Annotated in this window: 14 protein-coding genes; 7 read left to right on the top strand and 7 right to left on the bottom strand. The window is 75.5% G+C overall.

Translation table 11 applies throughout. The features are described 5' to 3' along the window. Positions 1–105: 105 nt before the first annotated feature. Positions 106–1,596 carry an FAD-dependent monooxygenase gene (locus tag IF30_RS0106605; protein WP_030233261.1) on the top strand — a complete coding sequence of 497 codons (1,491 nt, stop codon included), beginning with the start codon at positions 106–108 and terminating at the stop codon, positions 1,594–1,596. Positions 1,597–1,686: 90 nt separating this feature from the next. On the opposite strand, the gene IF30_RS0106600 is transcribed toward IF30_RS0106605, so the two are convergent. Next, positions 1,687–2,253: a CGNR zinc finger domain-containing protein gene (locus IF30_RS0106600; protein WP_234322604.1), complete on the bottom strand. Its 567-nt coding sequence runs from the start codon at positions 2,251–2,253 to the stop codon at positions 1,687–1,689. A gap of 256 nt (positions 2,254–2,509) precedes the next feature. Between IF30_RS0106600 and IF30_RS0106595 the strand changes: the two genes are divergently transcribed. From IF30_RS0106595 to IF30_RS0106575, 5 genes are all read left to right on the top strand, one after another. Further along, positions 2,510–4,684, top strand: coding sequence for a protease pro-enzyme activation domain-containing protein (locus tag IF30_RS0106595; protein WP_078891175.1), 2,175 nt, complete (start codon positions 2,510–2,512; stop codon positions 4,682–4,684). 299 nt (positions 4,685–4,983) lie between these two features. Continuing rightward, positions 4,984–6,000 carry a hypothetical protein gene (locus IF30_RS0106590; RefSeq protein WP_051709347.1) on the top strand — a complete coding sequence of 339 codons (1,017 nt, stop codon included), beginning with the start codon at positions 4,984–4,986 and terminating at the stop codon, positions 5,998–6,000. Positions 6,001–6,214: 214 nt separating this feature from the next. Further along, a complete protein-coding gene (locus tag IF30_RS0106585; protein WP_030233249.1) occupies positions 6,215–6,685 on the top strand; it encodes a VOC family protein in 471 nt (156 codons plus the stop codon). 74 nt (positions 6,686–6,759) lie between these two features. Beyond that, positions 6,760–7,689: a pyridoxamine 5'-phosphate oxidase family protein gene (locus tag IF30_RS0106580; RefSeq protein WP_030233245.1), complete on the top strand. Its 930-nt coding sequence runs from the start codon at positions 6,760–6,762 to the stop codon at positions 7,687–7,689. A gap of 219 nt (positions 7,690–7,908) precedes the next feature. Next, entirely contained in the window at positions 7,909–9,258 is a 1,350-nt protein-coding gene (locus IF30_RS0106575; protein WP_234322603.1) for a peptidoglycan-binding protein, read from the top strand. Between the two features lie 23 nt (positions 9,259–9,281). Here the strand turns inward: IF30_RS0106575 and IF30_RS0106570 are convergent, their stop codons facing one another. The 5 genes from IF30_RS0106570 to IF30_RS47550 form a co-directional block, all read right to left on the bottom strand. Next, positions 9,282–10,034: a TrmH family RNA methyltransferase gene (locus IF30_RS0106570; RefSeq protein ID WP_030233239.1), complete on the bottom strand. Its 753-nt coding sequence runs from the start codon at positions 10,032–10,034 to the stop codon at positions 9,282–9,284. A gap of 89 nt (positions 10,035–10,123) precedes the next feature. Further along, the gene (locus IF30_RS0106565; protein ID WP_030233236.1) at positions 10,124–12,259 is read right to left on the bottom strand and encodes an FUSC family protein; all 2,136 of its coding nucleotides are present in this window, start codon (positions 12,257–12,259) and stop codon (positions 10,124–10,126) included. A 9-nt stretch (positions 12,260–12,268) separates the two neighbouring features. Beyond that, positions 12,269–13,564 carry an HTTM domain-containing protein gene (locus tag IF30_RS0106560; RefSeq protein ID WP_051709345.1) on the bottom strand — a complete coding sequence of 432 codons (1,296 nt, stop codon included), beginning with the start codon at positions 13,562–13,564 and terminating at the stop codon, positions 12,269–12,271. Next, positions 13,561–14,223, bottom strand: a complete 663-nt coding sequence (locus tag IF30_RS0106555; protein WP_051709343.1) for a DUF5819 family protein — start codon at positions 14,221–14,223, stop codon at positions 13,561–13,563. The genes IF30_RS0106560 and IF30_RS0106555 overlap by 4 nt, the downstream gene beginning before the upstream one ends. Positions 14,224–14,349: 126 nt before the next feature. Further along, positions 14,350–15,603, bottom strand: a complete 1,254-nt coding sequence (locus IF30_RS47550) for a rhodanese-like domain-containing protein (protein WP_063752509.1) — start codon at positions 15,601–15,603, stop codon at positions 14,350–14,352. A 276-nt stretch (positions 15,604–15,879) separates the two neighbouring features. Here IF30_RS47550 and IF30_RS43255 point away from each other — a divergent pair, with 276 nt between their 5' ends. Next, entirely contained in the window at positions 15,880–18,783 is a 2,904-nt protein-coding gene (locus IF30_RS43255; RefSeq protein ID WP_063752507.1) for a SpoIIE family protein phosphatase, read from the top strand. Between the two features lie 57 nt (positions 18,784–18,840). On the opposite strand, the gene IF30_RS47545 is transcribed toward IF30_RS43255, so the two are convergent. Continuing rightward, positions 18,841–19,533 (bottom strand): hypothetical protein, encoded by a 693-nt coding sequence (locus IF30_RS47545; protein WP_158834796.1) that lies wholly within the window; start codon positions 19,531–19,533, stop codon positions 18,841–18,843. Positions 19,534–19,656 lie beyond the last annotated feature (123 nt).

Here is a 19,656-nt window from a genome sequence, read left to right as displayed (position 1 = left end):
GCCGGGGCCCGGCGGTTCACAGCTCCCGCCGGGCCCGCGATGATGGAGGCTGGGAGAACGCCGGGAACGGCGTCCGACCGCCCTCCGAACAACGGGAGCTGATACATGACCGTGAAGCCGACGACCGAAACCGACGTCCTGATCGTCGGTGCCGGACCGACCGGGCTGCTGCTGGCCGGCGACCTCGCCGCCGCCGGGGTCGGCGTCACCGTCCTGGAGAAGCGGGGCGCCGAGTCCAACCTCACCCGGGCCTTCGCCGTGCACGCCCGCAGCCTGGAGCTGCTGGACGCCCGGGGCCTGGCCGACGAGCTGATCGCCACCGGCCGGCCGCTCGACTCGCTGAAGATGTTCAACCGCCTCGGCGTCGACCTCGGCTCGCTGCCCACCCGCTTCCCCTTCGTCCTGATCACCCCGCAGTACAACGTCGAGCGGCTGCTCCTGGAGCGCGCGGAGAAGGCCGGCGCGATCCTGGTGCGCGGCGCCGAGGTGACGGGGCTGCGCCAGGACGCCGACGGCGTGACGCTGGAGACCGCGGACGGGCACACCCACCGCGCCGCCTACGCGGTCGGCACCGACGGCGTCCGCTCCACTGTCCGCGACCTGCTCGGCATCCCCTTCCCCGGTGAGTCGGTGGTCGACTCCGTGGTGCTGGCCGACGTCCGGCTGGAGCGCGAGCCCGCCGAGGCGATCACCGTCGGCGCGGGCGAGAGCGGCTTCGCCTTCATCGCACCGTTCGGCGACGGCTGGTACCGGGTCATCGCCTGGGACCGCAACGAGCGCTTCCAGGACGGCACCGCCGCGACGCCCGAGCAGCTCACCGCCCTCCTGCGGTCCGTCCTCGACGAGGACTACGGCCTGCACGACGTGCGGTGGAGCTCCACCTTCCACAGCGACGAGCGCCAGGCCCCCAACTACCGCTCCGGCCGGGTCTTCCTGGCCGGCGACGCCGCCCACTGCCACTCCCCGGCCGGCGGCCAGGGCATGAACACCGGCCTGCAGGACGCCGCCAACCTGTCCTGGAAACTCGCCGCCACCGTGCGCGGCCGGGCCACCGACGCCCTGCTGGACACCTACCAGACGGAGCGGCACCCGGTCGGCAGGACGGTCCTGCGCACCTCCGGTGCGCTGATCCGGCTCGCCCTCGCCGAGTCCGCCCCCACCCGGGCCCTGCGCGGGGCGCTGACCGCGCTGGGCAGCCACCTCGACGTGGTCAGCGAGCGCGGCGCCCGGCTGGTCTCCGGCCTCGCCGTCTCCTACCCGGCGCCCAAGGAAGCCCACCCGCAGGTCGGCAAGCGCGTCCCGGACCTTCGGCTGACCGCCCTCAGCAAGCCCGCCGAGGGCGCCCCGGCCGCTCCCGAGCGGCTCTACGAGGCGCTGCGCGCCGGCCGGTTCGTCCTCGTCAGCAACGACGAACTGGCCGCCGCCGCACCCTGGGCCGACCGCATGGTCTCCGCCGCCCCCGCCGACCCGCACGGCAAGCTGCGCGACACCGTCCTGCTGATCCGCCCGGACGGCTACGTCGCCTGGGCCGCCGTCGACCCCGGCCAGGGCGAACTCCGCGCCGCCCTCACCGCCTGGCTCGGCACCCCCGCCTGACCGTCGGTCCGGGCGGGCGTGCCCTCACCGGCGCACCCGCCCGGCCCCCGGCCCGAACCCCGCCGCCCCGAACCATCGTTCGGTCGTCGGTTAACCCCGCGCCTTCACGTAGTGCCGCGCCGCCTTCGCGCGATTGCCGCAGACCGCCATCCGGCACCACCGCCGACGCCCGTTCTGCGAGGCGTCGAAGAAATGCAGGATGCACGCCTCGTGCGCGCACTGCTTGACCCGCTGGGCGCCCTGTCCGAGCAGGGCGAGGAAGTCGTCCGCGGCCAGCCAGGGCGCCAGCCACTGCGGTGCGTCGGTCTCGGCCACGTCCTCGGGGCCGCCCGGCCCGGCCGTCCGCCGGATCCGCCCGTGCGCCAGCACCGCGTCCAGCCCGTCCCGCGCCGCCGCCCCCAACTCGCCGTCCCGGCGCGCGTCCTGGGCCGCCAGGTGGATGGCCTCGCGGGCCTGCCGGATCGCCGCCAGCCCCGCCTCGTCGGCCGCGCAGCGCCCGCTCAGCCCGGCGGAGGAGAGCCAGATGCCGTACCCGTCGACTCCGGTGAGCAGGTCGTTGACGGGCGCCCCGGCCCAGCGCGTGTTGAGCAGGTCGAGCGCGAGCGGTTCGCCGGTCAGCGGTCGTGGATCCCGCGGGTCTGCCATCACGTCAGTCATCGTTCTCCCTCGGCTCCACCCGATTCTACGTCCGCGTCCGGCAGGGCGAATTGGTATGGACCCGTTCCGGAATTCCGATCATTCACTGTATGGAACCAGGAAGTTTTCCGGCCTCCACACTTGACTGTTTTTTAGCAACGAATTGCCTGGCCATGAGCCACTTCGCACAGAGGTTCTGTCATGTTCTAGCCAGCGTTCTCGACCCCGGAACGCCTGGCCCCTAGCCGGCCCCCACAGCCGGCCGCAGGAGGATCCCGTGCGCCCCCGTTCCCTCGCTCTCGCTGCGGCGATAGCCGTGCTGCCGCTGACCGCCGTCTCGCTCGGTGTCTCCACCGCACAGGCCGCCACCCCGAACGCCGCCCCGCGCGTCTCCCTGCCGAACACCGTCAACCCCGCGGTGGCCCACTCGGAGAAGAAGGGTGACGTCCCCTCCGAGCAGCAGATCTCGGTGTCCGTCAGCCTGAAGCTGCGCAACGCCGACGCGCTGGACCGCTTCCTCGCCGCGGTCACCACCCCCGGCACCCCCGAGTTCGGCCGCTACCTGACGCCGGAGCAGTTCACCGCCCGGTTCGGCCCGACCCAGGCCGACGTCGAGCAGGTCAAGACCTACCTGGCCCAGCAGGGCCTGACCGTCTCCGACGTCAGCGCCAACCGCCAGGTCGTCAACGCCCGCGGCACCGCCGCGCAGATCTCGCAGGCCTTCGGCACCCACGAGAGCTCCTACGTCGACCCGCAGCTGCAGCGCGCCTTCTTCGCCAACGACGCCGCCGCCTCGATCCCCTCCGACCTGGCCGCCGTGGTCCAGGGCGTCAGCGGCCTGGACAACCACGCGGTGCGCAAGAACCGCCTGGCCCAGCCCAACGCGGCCGCACCCGGCGCGATCGCCCCGAACGCCGCCACCGCGAGCCCGAGCGGCATGTCCCCCGCGCAGTACACCGGCGCGTACAACCTCACCAAGACCGGCGCGGACGGCACCGGCGTCACCGTCGCGCTGTGGGAGTTCGACGGCTACAAGTCGTCGAACCTGACCACCTACGACTCGCAGTACGGCCTGACCGGCCCGGCCGTCTCCACCGTCTCGGTGGACGGCGCCGGCTACGACTCCGCCCCCGGCCAGGGCCAGGGCGAGGTCGAGCTGGACAGCGAGATCGTCCGCGGCGCGGCGCCCAAGGCCACCCAGCTGGTCTACGAGGCCCCGAACAGCGACCAGGGCGAGATCGACATGGCCAACAAGATCGTGGCCGACAACCGGGCCTCGGTCATCTCGATCTCCTGGGGCTCCTGCGAGCCCGACACCACCGCCGCCTCGATGACGGCCGTCGACAACGCCTTCAAGCAGGCCGCCGCCCAGGGCATCTCGATCTTCTCCGCCTCCGGTGACGACGGCTCGCGCGACTGCACCCGCTCCACCAGCGGCTCGACCGTCAAGGCCGTCGACTTCCCGGCCTCCAGCCCGCACCAGACCGGTGTCGGCGGCACCAACCTCAAGGTCGGCAGCGGCAACGTCTACTCCTCGGAGAGCGCCTGGAGCACCGCCGGCGGCGGCGTCTCCACCGTGTTCAGCAAGCCGAGCTGGCAGACCGGCACCGGCGTCAGCGGCACCATGCGCACCGTCCCGGACGTCGCCTCCAACGCCGACCCGGCGAGCGGCTTCGCGATCTACACGGCCGGCGGCTGGCAGGTCTACGGCGGCACCAGCGCGGCCGCGCCGCTCTGGTCCGGCTACGCGGCCCAGTTCAACCAGAAGGCCAAGGCCGCCGGTCAGCCGGCCCTCGGCGAGGCGAGCCCGCGGCTGTACTCCGTCGCGAACAGCAGCAGCTACGGCAGCACCTTCCACGACGTGACCACCGGCGCCAACCAGGACTTCTCCGCCAAGGCCGGCTACGACCAGGTCACCGGCTGGGGCTCCCCGGTCGCCGACGCGCTGACCACCGCCCTGCTGGGCGGCGGCAGCACCACCCCGCCGCCCGGCGGCTGCACCGCCGCCCAGCTGGTCAACAACGGCGGCTTCGAGACCGGCTCCGCCTCGCCGTGGACCGCCTCCAGCGGCGTCGTCGACAACAGCTCCTCCCAGGCCGCCCACAGCGGCAGCTGGAAGGCCTGGATGGACGGCTACGGCTCGGCCCACACCGACACCATGTCGCAGACCGTCTCGATCCCGGCCGGCTGCACCTCCGCCAAGCTGACCTTCTGGCTGCACATCGACACCGCGGAGAGCGGCTCCACCGCGTACGACAAGCTGACCGTGCAGGCCAACAGCACCACGCTGGCGACGTACTCCAACGCGAACGCCGCCGCCGGCTACGTGCAGCGCACCCTGGACCTGACCTCCTTCGCCGGCCAGACCGTGACCATCAAGTTCACCGGCACCGAGGACTCGTCCCAGCAGACCAGCTTCGTGATCGACGACGTCGCGGTGAACGTCGGCTGACCCTCGACCGGCAGCACCACCGATACCCCCGCCGGGGCGGCGCCGTCAGGGCCCGCCCCGGCGGTGTCGCGTCCGGCGGACCGCCCGGATCCGCGGCCCGGTCCGGCGCCCCGTGTTTCCGGACTGTTTCAAGATCGATAACCATCCGGTCGACCCGCCGTGACCACTGTCATACGCACGACTGATGACGTAGCCTCTCGACCGTGCATAGGGTTCCCCAAAGCTCGGTGAAGCCGCTCGCGGCGCGCCCCGGCGTCGGTCCGGTCCCACCGAACTCACCTGGTGGGGAGGGTCATCGCATGGTCGCACAGCAGCCTCAGGACGCCGCGCGGCTGCGGCTGGTCGGAACGCACCCGGAGCGTCCCGGGCCGCCCGCGCCCGGTTCGGCCCCGACCCCGGCCTCGCCCGCCGCCCGGCTCGCCCCGGTCGGCGGCTTCGCGGACACCCTGCACCTGGCCATCGAGGCCAGCGGCCTCAGCCTGGACCGGATCCGCGCCGCCCTCGCCCAACGGGGCGTCAGGGTCAGCGTCACGACGCTGAGCTACTGGCGCCGCGGCCGCAGCCAGCCCGAGCGCGCCAGCTCGCTGCGCGCCGTCCACCTGCTGGAAGAGCTGCTCGGCCTGCCGCACAGCGCGCTCTCCTCGCTGCTCGGACCGCCGCGCCCGCGCGGCCGCTGGGCCGCCGCCGCCAACACCTGCCACCTCGGGCTGGAGGACGTCTGGCCGGGCGAGCAGGAGATCGCCTCGATCTTCGCCGAGCTGGACGCCCCACCGGCCGGCGAGCTGGAGCGCCTGAGCATCCACGACTCCTACTACGTGGACGCCCAGCGGCGCGCCAACCTGCTGCGGATGCGCCAGGTGGTGCGCGCCACCGTCGGCGGCGTCAGCCGCTGCCTGGTCGTGCACAAGGCCGACGAGGAGGCCACCGGCTGCCCGGAGATCACCGCGGTGCGGCACGGCCGGCTGGGCCGGGTGCGCCGTCGCCCGGAGGTCGGCCTGACCGTCGGCGAGCTGATGCTGGACCGCCCGCTGGCGCTCGGCGACAGCACGGTCTTCGAGTACGAGGTGGAGATCCCGCCCGGCGGCCCCACGATGGAGTACAGCCGCCGCTTCGCCACCCCGGTGCGCGAGTACGTGCTGCAGGTGCACTTCGACCCGGCGGCCGTCCCGGCGCACTGCGAGCGCTACGACCGCGAGCCGGGCGCCGACGTCGACCACCGCCGCGAGCAGCTGTGGATCGGCGCCTCGGCCAGCGCCCACGTCCTGGCGCCGGACCAGCAGCCGGGCCACATCGGCATCCGCTGGGAGTGGGCGTAGCCCCGCCGCCCGCCTGCCCGCGTCCTCACCGAGCCCCGTCGGACCTCCCGTCCGGCGGGGCCGTCGCTTTCCCGGCCGGTGCCGGCTCCCCGCGACCAACCTAACCGGTTCTACGCCTCGTACTGGTTGACGCCGCATCACCTAACTCCTACTCTCGTGAGTATCGGTTAGGCAGCAGCCTGGCCGGACGCCCCAGTCCCGGGAGTGACCAGACATGTCCGACACCACCCTGCTCCCCACCCTGCAGACCGGCCACGTGGGCCTGAACGTCACCGACCTGGCCCGCTCGGTCGACTTCTACCGCGCCGTCCTCGGCCTCCAGGTCACCCACGAGGGCACCGACCCCGAGCGCCGCTACGCCCTCCTCGGCCGCGACGGCCGCCTGGTGGTGACCCTCTGGCAGCAGAGCACCGGCACCTTCCCCACCGCCAGCCCCGGCCTGCACCACCTCTCCTTCGAGGTCGCGAGCCTCGACGAGGTCCGCGCCGCCGAACGGCTGCTGCGCGAGCTGGGCGCCGGGTTCGCCCACGACGGCGTCGTCCCGCACAGCGAGGGCTCGGCCTCCGGCGGCATCTTCTTCACCGACCCGGACGGCATCCGGCTGGAGATCTACACCCGCAGCGGCGTGGACGAGACCGCGGCCGCCGCCCCCACCAGCGGCGCCCCGACCTGCGGCTTCTTCTAGGCCCTCGCCGCCACCCGGCCGGCGGCTGCCACCGATGCCGACCGGGCCGACCAGCCCCGGAGGGAGAGCCGACCATGACCACCACCAGCACGCCGTACCACGCCGGCGAGCGGGCCGCCCAGGCCCGGGCCGGCCGGACCGACCGGGCCGACCACGCCGGCCGGTCGATCCGCGACACCATCCCCGCCGTCGCCGCCCGCTTCCTGACCGAGCGCCGGATGCTGGTGGTCGGCGCCGCCGACCCGGACGGCCGGCTCTGGGCCACCCAGCTGGCCGGACCGGCCGGCTTCCTGCGGGCCGCGGACGAGCGGACCATGGCGGTCGCCGCCCGCCCGGCCGAGGCCGACCCCCTGGCCGCGGCGCTGGCCCGCCCGGCCAGGGTCGGCACCATCGCCCTGGACCCGGCCGGCCGGCGCCGGATGCGGCTCAACGGCAGCTCCGTGCCGGACGGCCGGGGCGGCCCGGACGGTCCGGGCGGCCTGCTGATCAGCGCCGACGAGGTGGTCTCCAACTGCCCGAAGTACATCCAGCGCCGCACCCCGCTGGACCGCCCGGCCGCCGGCCCGGCCCGCGCGGTCGCCACCGGCTCGCGGCTGACCACCGCGCAGGCCCTGGCCGCGGCCACCGCCGACACCTTCTTCATCGCCACCGTCGGGCCGGACGGCAGCGTGGACGCCTCCCACCGCGGCGGCTTCCCCGGCGTCCTGGCGGCGGTGGCGCCGGACCGGCTGCGCTGGCCGGAGTACCCCGGCAACAGCATGTTCATGACCCTCGGCAACCTGGAACTGGACCCGCGGGCCGGCCTGCTGCTGCCCGACTGGGAGACCGGCGGGGCGCTGCTGGTCACCGGCGAGGCCCGCACCGACTGGTCCGAGCAGGCCCGGCAGGCCGTCCCGGGCGCCGAGCGGATGGTCGAACTGACCGTCACCGGCGTGGTCGAACTCGCCGACGCCACCCCCCTGACCTGGACCGGGCCCGAGTACTCGCCCGCCATCCCGCGCTGACCGCGGGTCAGGCCGGGGCGGGCCCGCACCGACGGCCCCCGCCCGCCCGCGCCACGCCCGCGAACCGAACGGTCGCCACCCGCCCGGCCCAATCCGCCGCGCCGCACCCCGCCCGCTTTGGGACTTTGGTCCCGATGACACGCGGAGCCGGCCCGGGAAAGCCGGTCCTGTCACGCCGTCAGGCCGTGACCAGGAGGGACCGCGGGAAAGAGGCCGAGCATGACCCTGACCGACGCCCTGTCGCCGCTGATGGAGTTCGACGACGTCGAACCGGCGGACGACTGCATATGCGGGGGCTGCAGCGCCCGCCGCCGCGCCCGACTGCACGCCGCGCCGGTCCACGAGGGCGGCCACGCCGCGGCCCGCAGCGTCCGCCGCCGGGCCGCCGTGCTGGTGGCCGCCCTGGGCACCGCGGTGGGCGGCGGGACGGCCGCCGCCGGCGCGGCCGTCGCCGCCCCCGCGCCCGGCCCCGCCCCGGGCGGAAGCAGCACCGCCCAGCCGCCGCAGAACCCCCAGGGCGAGGTCGGCGGCCTCTACGGCGAGGATCCCGGTGCCCGCTCCTCCGCCGCGTCACCGCGCGCCACCGCCCGGCCCGTCACCCGGGCGCAGATCATCAAGCGCGCGCAGAGCTGGATCGACCAGCGCGTGCCGTACAGCATGAGCCGCTACTGGTCGGACGGCTACCGCCAGGACTGCTCCGGCTTCGTCTCGATGGCCTGGGGCCTGGGCAGCAGCCAGACCACCTGGACCCTGCCGGACGTCGCCGAGCCGATCGGCAAGAACGACCTCCAGCCCGGCGACGTGCTGATCCGCAACAACCCGGCCGATCCGCAGGCCGGTTCGCACGTGACGATCTTCGGCGGCTGGACGGACTCCTCCCGCACCCGCTACGTCGCCTACGAGCAGACCTCCCCCGGGGCCAGGAAGCGCACCACCCCGTACGCGTACTGGAGCAACTCCGGCTCCTACGTCCCGTACCGCTACACCGGCCTGTCCGGCGGCGGCAACGGCGGCAGCAGCGACGGCGCCTCCTCGTCGGCCTTCCCCGGCGCCGACAAGTTCGGCCCCGGCGCCGACAACGCGTACGTCACCAGGCTCGGCCGGATGCTGGTGCAGCGCGGCGGCGCCCGCTTCTACTCCGAGGGCCCCGGCCCGCGCTGGGGCGAGGCCGACCGCAAGGCCACCCAGGCCTTCCAGCTCGCCCAGGGCTGGCGCGGCAGCGAGGCCGACGGCATCCCCGGCAAGGACACCTGGGACTACCTGGTCAACGGCAAGGGCCGCGACATCGGCGCCGGCACCCCGCTGCCCCCGCCGCCGCCCGTCACCGGGGCGCCCGCCTTCCCCGGGGTGCAGTACTTCGGCCCGGGCCGCGACGACGACCACGTCCGGCAGCTCGGCGAGCAACTGGTCCGCAAGGGCTTCGGCGGCTCGTACGGCGTCGGACCCGGCCCGCGCTGGACGGAGAGCGACCGCCGGGCCGTCCAGGCCTTCCAGCAGGCCCAGGGCTGGCGCGGCGGCGAGGCGGACGGCTACCCCGGCCCGGACACCTGGCGCCGGCTCTTCTCCTGACGCCCGGCCCCCGGGCGGCCCCCTCAGCGCTTGCCGGACATCCAGTGGAACAGGCCCATCGCCACGCTGGTCGCCAGGTTGAAGCTGGACACCCCCGGCTGCATCGGCACCGCGACCAGCCGGTCGGCGCGCGCCTTGAGCTCCGCCGAGACGCCGTGCCGCTCGGTGCCGAAGGCGAGCAGCGCGTCGTCCGGGAACGGCAGGTCGCGGATGTCGGCGCCCTCCGGGTCGAGCACGTACAGCGGTCCGGCGGGCAGCTGCGGCAGGGCCAGCCGTTCCACGGCGGTGGCGAAGTGCAGGCCCGCGCTGCCGCGCAGCACGGTGGGGTGCCACGGGTCCAGGTCACCGGTGGTGACGACCCCGGTGGCGCCGAACCCGGCCGCCAGCCGGATCACCGCCCCGACGTTGCCCAGGTTGCGCGGGTTCTCCAGCAGCACCACCGGAGCCCGGCGCGGCCGCCCGGCCAGCGCCGCCAGGTTGGCTTCGGGGGAGGGCCGGACGGCGAGCGCGATCACCCCGGTCGGGTGCAGCCGAGGCGCCAGGGTCCGCAGCACCGCCTGCGGCAGTTCCACGGCGAGCGCGTCCACCGCCGGGGCGACGTCCCCGGCCAGCTCGGCGGCCAGCGCCCGCAGGGCGGTGCGGTCGGCGGTCAGCATCCGCCGGACGTCACCGCCGAAGCGCAGCGCGTGCTTCAGCGCGTGGAAGCCGTCCAGCAGGACCGCTCCCGGCTCCCGCTCGGCGGCCCGCCACGCCCGCACCACCTCGTCCTTGTCCATCGGCCCCTCCACGAGCCCGTCCGTCGGCTCGTCCCCAGGCCCGTCCCCAGGCTGGTCAACGGGCTCGTCCACGGTGTCGTCCATGGCGTTCACTCTCCCACCCTCCCCGGCGGCGGCCCCTCCGCGCTCCCCCGCAGCGCCCGCTCCAGGTCCCGCAGCGCCTGACCCACCAGCCGCGTCCCCGCCCGCACCACGTCCCGCTGCACCCCCGCCGGCGCCTGCGCCAGCCGTTCCTCCAGCCGCGCCTGGGCGTCCCGCACCGCCCCGAACTCCACCGGCTGTCCGGTCAGCAGCGCGGCGCCCGCGAGCGCCGTGGCCAGTCTCAGCTCCTCCGCGTACTCGCCCGCCCCGGGCACCGGTTCGGCGTCCGCCGCCGGCAGGTGGGCCTCCAGCAGGAGCGCCGCCCGCCCGAGGTGCCCGACGGCGGCCCGGGCCCGGTCGATCTGGCGCCGGCTCACCCCGGCCAGCCCGGACGCGTGCCGCCCCGGTTCGGCGTCGGCCCGCTGCATGGCCTGGATGAGTTCGGAGCGCGCCTCCCGCGAGTCCAGCAGTGCGCTCCGCACGGCCCGGCCGCGGGGCTGCGCCGGCTGCTCGTAGCAGGCGACCACGGCGCCCGCGTACCGCCCGGCCGCGGCCAGCCATTCGGCGAGCCGTTCGCCGAGCCTGGCGGTCTGCCAGGTCGGGAACAGCGCGTACGTGACGAGCGCGATCGACCCGCCGAGCAGCGTGAGCCCGACCCGCTCGACGGCGGTCACCAGCGGATCGCCCTCCTGCAGCCCGAGCAGGAACACCACGTAGGTGGAGATCCCGACGGTGGTCAGCGCGTACCCGGTCCGGAACGCCAGGTACGCCCCGCCGATGCAGATCACCGCCAGCACGGCCAGCACCCACTCCCCGGGGTGGGCGAGCTGCACCACCAGCGTCGAGACGGCGACCCCGACGACCGTCCCGGCCAGCCGGGCGACGCCCCGGCTGTAGGTCTGCGCGAAGTCCGGCCGCATCACCATCGCGGCGGTCATCGGCGCCCAGTACCCGTGGTGGAACCCGGCGAGCCGGGCCAGCAGGTAGGCGACGGTCACCACCCCGGTGAGCCGCACGGCGTGCTGGAAGACCGCCGACCGCGGCCGCAACTGGCGCCGCACGGTCCGCAGCGCGACGGGCAGCATCCGGACGATCGACGGCTTGTGCAGCGCTCCGCCGGCTCCGACCACGGGCGTGGTGATGGTGTCCTCGTCGCCGCGGTCCAGGGTGTCCGCGGCCTTGCGCAGCAGTCCGCCGAGCCGCCGGGCGGAGCGCCGGGCCGCGCCCTGCAGCCGGGGGCCGTCGTCGTCCGGCCGCACCAGGGTCAGCGAGGGGGCGGACCGGGGCAGCCGGACGGGGTCGCCGGTGCGGATCGCCCGGGCGAGGGCGTCCATGACCTCGGCGGCGGCGGCCAGCACCTCCCGGGCCCGGTCGCGTTCCGGGCCTTCCTCGGGGGCGCCGATCCCGGGGTCGGCGAGGGCGGCGAGGGTGGGCCGGATCCGTTCGGCGAGACCGCGCAGGCCGCGCAGTTCGGGTGGCCGGTGGCGGTCCTGCCAGGGGGTGAGCGCGGCGGCGTGCCGGGCGGTCATGAACGGCGCCGGGTCGACGTGCGCGGTCGGGTCCTGCCGCAACCGGCGGGCGTAGTCGGCGAGTTCGGCGTAGGTGTCGGCGAGGGCGTCCCGCTGGGCGGTCCAGCTCCCGATCGGCCAGACGGTGATGACGACGGCTTGGGCGACTCCGCCGAGGGCGGCGACCAGTCCGTGGCCGAGCGCGGCGGTCGCGCTGACGGGCAGTTGCACGACGATCAGCATCACCGAGACGGTGTTGGTCGCGACCACGCCGGCGGTGGGCCCGATCGCCCAGGCGAGTCCGGCGCCGAAGGCCCACACCGCCAGCAGCACCGGGAACAGTCCGGGGACGCCGGCGGCCAGGTAGCCGAGGAAGGTGCTGATCCCGAGTCCGGCCCCGGCCGCGACGGCGAGGCTGGCCCGGGGCCGGAAGCTGCGCTGGAAGGTGGCGGAGCCGGCGATGAACGCGCCCATCGCGGCGGAGGTGGCGAGGCCGACCCCGCCGAGGGCGAGCGTCGGGAAGAGCACCAGCGCCACGGCGACCGCCCCGCGCACGGCCCGTTTCGGGTCGGTGAGCGCCCGGTCGAGGGTGAGTCCGGTCCGCGCGGTGTCACGGAGCGCGGCGAACCAGGACATACCGACATCCTAGGGCGCGGGCTCGCGCCCCATCGGGCGGGCACCGATCCGGCGGGCTCGCGCCGCCAGCCACAGCAGGGCGCCCGTCGGCAGGAACACCGCGTCCGCCGCGATCATCGCGAGCGAGAACACCGGCAGCCCGAGCACCACCGCGATCCCCACGTGCTCCAGCATCATGACGGCCAGCAGCACGTTCTTGACCCGCCGGTTCAGCAGGGTGAACGGGAAGGCCACCTGCACGATCACCGTGCCGTAGGAGACCAGGAAGACCGGCAGCAGCGCCGAGCCGACCAGCGCGGACAGCCCCGGCCAGGGGGTGAAGTAGTCCAGGTGCAGCGGGTAGTACAGCGCGGTTCCGTCCTGCCAGCGCGTGCCCTGCACCTTGTACCAGCCGGCCGTGGCGTAGATCAGCACCACCTCGACGGCGATCACCAGCATCGCGCAGTTGTGCACCATGGTCGCCAGCGCGTCGAGCACCGCCCGCGGCTCGCCGTCCGGCCGCAGCCGCCCGAGCACCCACCAGAGCCCGGCCACCGCCCAGAGCCCCCAGAACAGCGGGGCCCAGCCGAGGTACGGGAACGTCCGGCCGGTCCAGGTCAGGCTGCGCCCGGAGAAGTCGCCGGCCTGGCAGACGGCCAGGGCCGCCCCGAGGACGGCCCAGAGCGCCACCCCCGTCCACTCCGTCCACCCCGTCCGCCCGAGCCGGGCCCGCCGCGCGTCCAGCGACCACACCCGGCCGCAGCGGGTGAAGACCAGGTAGACGGCCATCAGGTGGACGACGTTGTCGCCGCCGTCGCCGAGGAAGACGTCGCGGTTCTGCAGCGACAGCACGGTGACCAGGAACAGCACCGTGCTCGCCCTGGTCCGCCAGCCCAGCAGCACGGCGAGGGCCGCCAGCACCGCCAGGTGGTACACCAGCTCGAACCAGAGCTGGCCGCCGAACCAGGGCAGCACGGTGAACGCCCCGTCGTCGCCGAGCAGCCGCACGGCGAGCTCCATCGACAGGGGGGAGCGGTCGCCGTACAGCACCCGCCGGTTGGGCCACTCGCGCAGCAGGTAGGCGAGCCAGACCAGCCCGAACCCGATCCGCACCACCGCGGCCTGGTGCCGCCCGAGCACCCGCCCGGTGAAGGCCCCCGCGGCCCGCCCGAGCAGTCCGGCCGCGCCCGTCCCCGCCCCCGCCCGCCGCGGCGCCGGGGCGTCCGGCCCGGGTACGGGCGGCTGCCCGGCTCCGGCCCGCCCCTCGGCGCCGTCCGGGAGCCGTGTCCCGTCCGGCCGCCGGGCCCGCTCCGACACCTCGTTCATCCGAGCAGCCCCCGGTAGTCCTCGTCCGCCACCGGCCACCACGGCAGCTCCCGCACCCTGGGCTCCGGCGGCGCGGACTCCCCGCTCCAGGCCGGCGGCGGGACGGTGGCCGTGGTCACCCGGAACCGGATCTCCAGGATCCGCTCGCCGCCCGCCGCCCGGCCGATCCGCTGCAGCGCGATCCGCTTGAGGTACTGCTCGGCGAGCTTGCCGCGCGGGGTGGCCGGCTTCTCGTCCTGCGGGTCGTGCGAGCCGTCGTAGAAGTCCCAGGCCCGGCGCAGCAGGTTCTGGTCGACGTGGCTGGGGGCCGGGTTGCCCCTTATCGTCGCGATGTCCCGCGCGGTCAGCCCGGTCCAGTCGTGGGTGCGGGTCGCCCCGCCGGGCGCGACGGTGCGCACCTGGGCGTCCAGGCTGACGTTCTGCTGCAGCGGGTTGGGCGCGAACAGCTTCCAGTTCTGCTCGAACTCCGGGTAGACGATGCCGTCGACCTCGGCGCGGTACTGCCGCGACAGCGAGTTGGCGGGCGCGACGTGCAGGAACACGGCGCCCAGGAACAGTCCGGTCCCCCCGACCAGCCCCACCCCGGCGAGGCCGAGGACGAGCCGCGCCGGCCCCGACCAGGCCCGCCCGTGGTCCGCCCGGTCCGTCGTCTCCGCCATGGCCCCCCCAGCCCGGTCCGCGGGCGGCCCCGGCCCGGTACCGGCGCGCCCGCGCGCGCCCATCCTGCCCTACCGGGCGCCGGGCCCGAGGGCCCTGCCGGGGGGAGCGGCCCCGGGGACCAGCCCCTAGAGGACGAAGGCCTCCTGGCCGGTGCTGCTGACCATCGGACGGCCCGCGCTCTGCCAGGCGTACATCCCGCCGTCCACGTTCACCGCGTCGCGGCCCTGCTGCACCAGGTACTGGACGACCTGCGCGGAGCGGCCGCCGACCCGGCAGAGCACGTACAGCTTGTCGTCGGGCAGCTCGCCGAGCCGGGCGATCACCTGGCCCAGCGGGATGTGCAGCGCGCCGTCCACGTGCCCGGCGTCCCACTCGTCCTGCTCGCGCACGTCCAGCAGGGTGGCGTCGGCGGGCACGGCGGCGGCGTCGGCGGTGGGGATCTGCGCGAACATCGTGTGGCTCTCCTGGGCATCGGGGTGCCTCCCGGCCGGAGGCTGGGGGAGGGTCGGGTCCGTGCCATTGTCGCCCACCGGCGCCGGTGCGCGGCCGTCCGCGGGCACCTGGCCGCCCGCCGGCGCGCGGCCGCCGAGCAGCCGCTCCAGCTCGGCCTGCCGTTCGGCGGCCTTGGCCAGCAGTTCCTCGGCGAGCTGCTCCAGCAGCCGGTCCGGGTCCTGCGGGGCGAGGGCGAGGAGCTCGCCCATCGGGGTCTGCTCCAGCCGGACCTGCTCGGTGGCGGTCTCGGCGATCTTGGCGGTCAGCCAGTCCAGCCGGCGGCGCAGCCAGTCCGACCGGTCGGGGGAGTCGACGGCGGGCGCGGCCTCGGGCGCGGTGGACCACTCGGCGGCCAGGCCCTCCAGCGCGGCGGCGTCCCCGTACGCGTAGGCCTCGTTGACCCGGACCAGGAACGCGGCCCGGCGCTGCTGCTCGTCCGGGTCGGTGGTCAGGTCCGGGTGGGCGCGGCGGACCAGATCGCGGTAGATCCGCTGGGCGTCCTTGCCGGGCCGCACCCGGGTCGGCGCGGCGGGCGGCGGCGGGGCGGCCTCCTGGCCCTGACCGGACTGCTCCCGGACGGAGTCGAACAGCGCGTCCAGGTCGGGCAGTTCCTCGACCTGCCGGCGCGCCTCGGCGGCCCTGCGCCGGTCCTCGGGCCGGCCGGTGCGGGCCGCGACGGCCTCGGCGACCAGCGCGTCCAGCTCGTCCAGCCGGGCGTAGAGCGGGCCGAGCAGCTGGTGGTGGATCAGGGCGAAGTTGTCGATCTCGACCCGCAGCGTCTGGACGTCCACGTCCATGCTGAGCCAGGCGAGCTCGGCGGCGGCGACCCGCTCCTCCAGCTCCTGCTGTTCCGGGTCCGTCCAGCGGGCGGGGCTCTGCGCGCTCACTTCTCGCCTCTGTCTCGTCCGGCCGGCTGCGTCCTGCGGGCCCCGTACGGGCGGCCCGGCCTGCCACCCTACCGCCGTGCGCGAAAGCCCCGACCGGGTGAACCGGAGGCGGCGACCGGCGTGCGCCGCGCGACACGCAACCGATACTGAGGAATCTCCCCGTTTCGGTGACGTGCCCGCCCCGGTCCGTGCTTCGCTGGTATCCGCACAGCGTGCCTTCCTCCGGAGCGACGGCCGCCTCCAGGCGCGGCGGCCAGGCGGGAGCAGAGCGAATCCATGGTGGCCGAGTCCAACTCCACACCGCGTCCGGCGGCCGACGGGGCCGCACCGGGCGACCGCCCGACGGGGGTGGCCGCCCTCGTCCGGCTCGCCCTCGTCCTGGTCGACCGGTCCGGCCGGATCGCGCAGTGGAGCCGGGCCGCCGAGGAACTGTTCGGGCACCGCGCCGAGGTCGCCCACGACCGCCCGGCCTCCGGCCTGCTGCCCGCCGTGGAGTCGCGGGCGCACGGCCGCTGCTCCGTCCGCCGCCCCTGCGACGCCTTCGACACCCTCGCCGAGCTGACCTCGACCGGCCGCCCCTGGGCCGGCCGGCTGACCGTCACCGACCGCGAGGAGCACCAGCGCGACGTGCTCTGGTGGGCGTACCCGCTGTCCGGCCCGTCCGGCGGCCTGCTCGCGCTGGCCGCGGACGCCCGCCCGCTGCGCACCGCCGGCCCCCGGCTGGCGCTCGGCGAGCGGCTGCTGCCCTTCACCGCCGCCTCCGCCGCCCGGGGCGGCTTCCACGGGCTGACCGCGGCGCTCACCGCGCCCGCCGACCGCGTCCCCGAGCCCCTGGCCGGGCTGCTGCCCGCCGCCCTGCGCGCGCCGCTGCTGGCGGCGGTCGAACACGGCGGGCTGCCCGCCCTGCGGCTGGACGCCGGCACCGTGCTGCCGGTGCTGCCCGCCGACGCCCCGGGCGGGACGGCGCACGCGGCCGCCGGCCTGGGCCGCCGCTACCCGACGCCCCAGCAGCGCGCCGCCCGGGTCGGCCCGCCGCCGCAGCCAGAGCAGGCCGCTCCCGGCCGCCGCCCGACCACCCCGATGCCGGCCCAGCGCGAGGCCGCCCCACGGGAGGCCGCCGAGCGGCCGGCCCCCCAGCCCGCCGGCCAGGCCACCACCCGGCCCGCCACCGTCCTGTCCGGCACCGTCCCGTCCGGCACCGTCCCGTCCGGCACCGTCCTGTCCGGCACCGCCGGTGGCGTCCCGTCGGCCGCCCTGCCCGTCGCCCGGCCGGTGGCCTCCGTCGGCGGCGCCCCGACGGGCAGCGGCCCGTCCGTCCCTCCCCCGGCCTCCGGCCGGGAGGCACCCCCGTCCGGCACAGGAGGAGACGCCATCGACCGCGCCGCCGTCGAGCCGTCCGCCAACGGCCACCCACCGCCGAGCGCCGACCAGGCCCCGCCCGGCACCGTGCCCGTCCCCGCCCCCGCGAGCCCCGCGGTGCCGCCGCCCGGGCGGCTCGGCCCGTTCCTCACCAACGGGCAGGCCGGCGAGCAGCTGGCCCTGCTGAACGAGGTCGGCGGCAAGGTCGGCACCACCCTGGACCTCGGCTTCACCGCCCACGAGCTGTGCCAGGTGCTGGTCCCCCGGGTCGCCGACTTCGCCTGCGTGGACCTGGTGGACGGGCTGATCTCGGACTCCGAGCTGCCGGTCTCCCGCCCCGACGACGACACCATGCTGCGCCGGGTCGCCCTGGTCTGCAACGAGACCGGAGGCGCCTGGGACCACGTGCTCTCCGAGGGCTCGCTGGTCAGCATGCCCCGCCGCACCCCGCCCGGGATGGCCCTGCAGCTGAACCAGCCGGTGCTGGTCCCGGTGGTCAGCGCGGACGTCGCGGTCGACTACGCGATCGCGCTCGGCGGCGTCCGGCTGGCCCCGGTGGTCTCCGGCCGCTCGATGCTGGTCGTCCCGCTCTCCGCCCGCGGCACCGTGCTGGGCATCCTCAAGCTGCTCCGGCTGCCCGACCGCGCCCCCTTCGACGAGAGCGACGCCGCGACGCTCAAGGAACTGGCCGTCCGCGCCGCCCTGTCGTTGGACAACGCCCGGCTGCACCGCGCCGAGGCGAGGGTCGCCACCACCCTGCAGCGTTCGATGATCCCGACCCGCCCGCCGCAGATCCCCGGCGTGCAGATCGCCCACCGCTACCTGCCCGGCGACCCCAAGGCCGAGGTCGGCGGCGACTGGTTCGACGCCATCCAGCTGCCCGGCAGCCGGGTCGCCCTGGTGGTCGGCGACGTGATGGGCCACGGCCTGCACTCGGCGGCCGCGATGGGCCGCTTCCGCACCGCGATGCAGACCCTCGCCGCCCTGGACCTGCCGCCCGGCCAGCTGCTGCGCCACCTGGACAACCTGGCCCACAAGCTCGGCGACGACCACCTCGCGACCTGCCTGTACGCCGTCTACGACCCGATCAACCGGACCTGCGAGCTGGCCAGCGCCGGCCACGTCCCGCCCGTCCTGGTGCACCCGGACGGCACCGGCGAACTGCTGGAGATCCCGGCCGGCGCCCCGATCGGCGTGGGCGGGGTGCCGTTCGTCGCCAAGACCATCGACGTCTCGGACGGCTCGATGCTGGTGCTGTGCACCGACGGCCTGGTCGAGGTGCGGGGCGGGGACATAGGGGCGGGCCTGGCCGCGCTCTGCGGCAACCTGATCGACCCGCAGCAGAGCCCCGAGCAGGCCTGCGACGAGGTGCTGCGACGGCTGCACACGGACGACCGCAAGGACGACGTCGCCCTGCTGGTGGCCCGCTTCGACGGGGTCGCCCCCACGGAGGTGGCCACCTGGGACCTCACCGTGGACCACCGCGAGGTCCGCCGGGCCCGGGCGCTGGTCCGCGAGCGGCTGGCCGGCTGGCACCTGGAGGCGCTCAGCGACACCACCGAACTGCTGGTCAGCGAGCTGGTGACGAACGCCGTCCGGGTCGCCCGGGACCGTGTCCAGCTCCAGTTGATCCGGGTGGACAAGCTGCTGGTCGAGGTCAGCGACGACAACCACAACCTGCCGTCGCTGGAGCCGGCCGAGCAGTTCGGCGAGACCGGCCGGGGCCTCACCCTGGTCACCAAGCTCGCCGAACGCTGGGGCACCGCCCGCAAGGCGGTGGGCAAGGTCGTCTGGTTCGAACTCCCCCTCCCGCACGCCTGACGGCCTGGGTACGGGCGCCCGCCCGTACCCAGGCCGTCAGAGCGGATCCCGTGCTCCTCAGGGGGCGACGGCCCCCGCCGACCGGCGCCGCCGCGCTTCCGCCGCGACCTCCCGGGAGGCGGCCGTGGCCACCGAGGTGGCGGCGCCGACCCCGGCCAGCACCCGCGGCCAGAAGTCCCCGAAGACCTCGACGGCGACGGCGATCAGCAGCGCGGTGATCACCGCCACCACGTGCTCCAGGCCGGCCAGGTTCGGCAGCACGACCGCCTCGCCGACCATCAGGGTCACCACCAGGCCGGCGGTGAACCAGGCCCGGCAGCGGAACGCGATGCAGATCGCCAGCGCCACCACCGCGGCCGACGGCCCGGTGTCCCGCACGTAGGCGACCCACTTCGGGAAGCCGAACAGGTGGCCCGGCCCCATCGCCACCCCGAACCGGGCGAACATCGTGCCCGCCAGGGTGCAGGCGTAGGCCACCACCAGGGTCATCCGCCGCCCGAGCACGATCTCGGCGATGGCGAAGACCACGAACACCTGGGCCAGCGCCCCCCAGACCGGCAGGTCCAGCGCCGGCACGTACAACGACAGCGGGGTCCGCAGCAGCGAGACCTCCAGCGGCAGCGCCGCCCGCACCACGCCGATGTGACTGACGAAGCGCTCACCGCCCGGCAGGTGCTGGACGATGCTGAACAGCAGGATCAGAGACGTCGCCAGCGTGGCCAGCGGAACGGCGGCGAACTTCTTTCGCACCACCGTTTCCCGGACCACCGCGAACAACGTTCCCCACTCGGCGACAACGGCCGTTCTGGCTACCGCCAGCGGCCCCGGTCGCACGCCCCCCGCGTGGGTCCTGTGAATCACAACCGTTTTCTC

The organism is Streptomyces sp. NRRL S-350 (assembly GCF_000719705.1).
GTDB lineage: Bacteria > Actinomycetota > Actinomycetes > Streptomycetales > Streptomycetaceae > Kitasatospora.
This window is presented reverse-complemented; position numbering and strand designations above follow the sequence as displayed.

Coding starts and splice junctions, on each gene's coding strand:
- IF30_RS0106605 (WP_030233261.1), top strand. CDS start 106: ATGACCGTGAAGCCGACGACCGAAACCGACGTCCTGATCGTCGGTGCC.
- IF30_RS0106600 (WP_234322604.1), bottom strand. CDS start 2,253: ATGACTGACGTGATGGCAGACCCGCGGGATCCACGACCGCTGACCGGC.
- IF30_RS0106590 (WP_051709347.1), top strand. CDS start 4,984: ATGGTCGCACAGCAGCCTCAGGACGCCGCGCGGCTGCGGCTGGTCGGA.
- IF30_RS0106585 (WP_030233249.1), top strand. CDS start 6,215: ATGTCCGACACCACCCTGCTCCCCACCCTGCAGACCGGCCACGTGGGC.
- IF30_RS0106580 (WP_030233245.1), top strand. CDS start 6,760: ATGACCACCACCAGCACGCCGTACCACGCCGGCGAGCGGGCCGCCCAG.
- IF30_RS0106575 (WP_234322603.1), top strand. CDS start 7,909: ATGACCCTGACCGACGCCCTGTCGCCGCTGATGGAGTTCGACGACGTC.
- IF30_RS0106570 (WP_030233239.1), bottom strand. CDS start 10,034: ATGGACAAGGACGAGGTGGTGCGGGCGTGGCGGGCCGCCGAGCGGGAG.
- IF30_RS0106565 (WP_030233236.1), bottom strand. CDS start 12,259: ATGTCCTGGTTCGCCGCGCTCCGTGACACCGCGCGGACCGGACTCACC.
- IF30_RS0106560 (WP_051709345.1), bottom strand. CDS start 13,564: ATGAACGAGGTGTCGGAGCGGGCCCGGCGGCCGGACGGGACACGGCTC.
- IF30_RS0106555 (WP_051709343.1), bottom strand. CDS start 14,223: ATGGCGGAGACGACGGACCGGGCGGACCACGGGCGGGCCTGGTCGGGG.
- IF30_RS43255 (WP_063752507.1), top strand. CDS start 15,880: ATGGTGGCCGAGTCCAACTCCACACCGCGTCCGGCGGCCGACGGGGCC.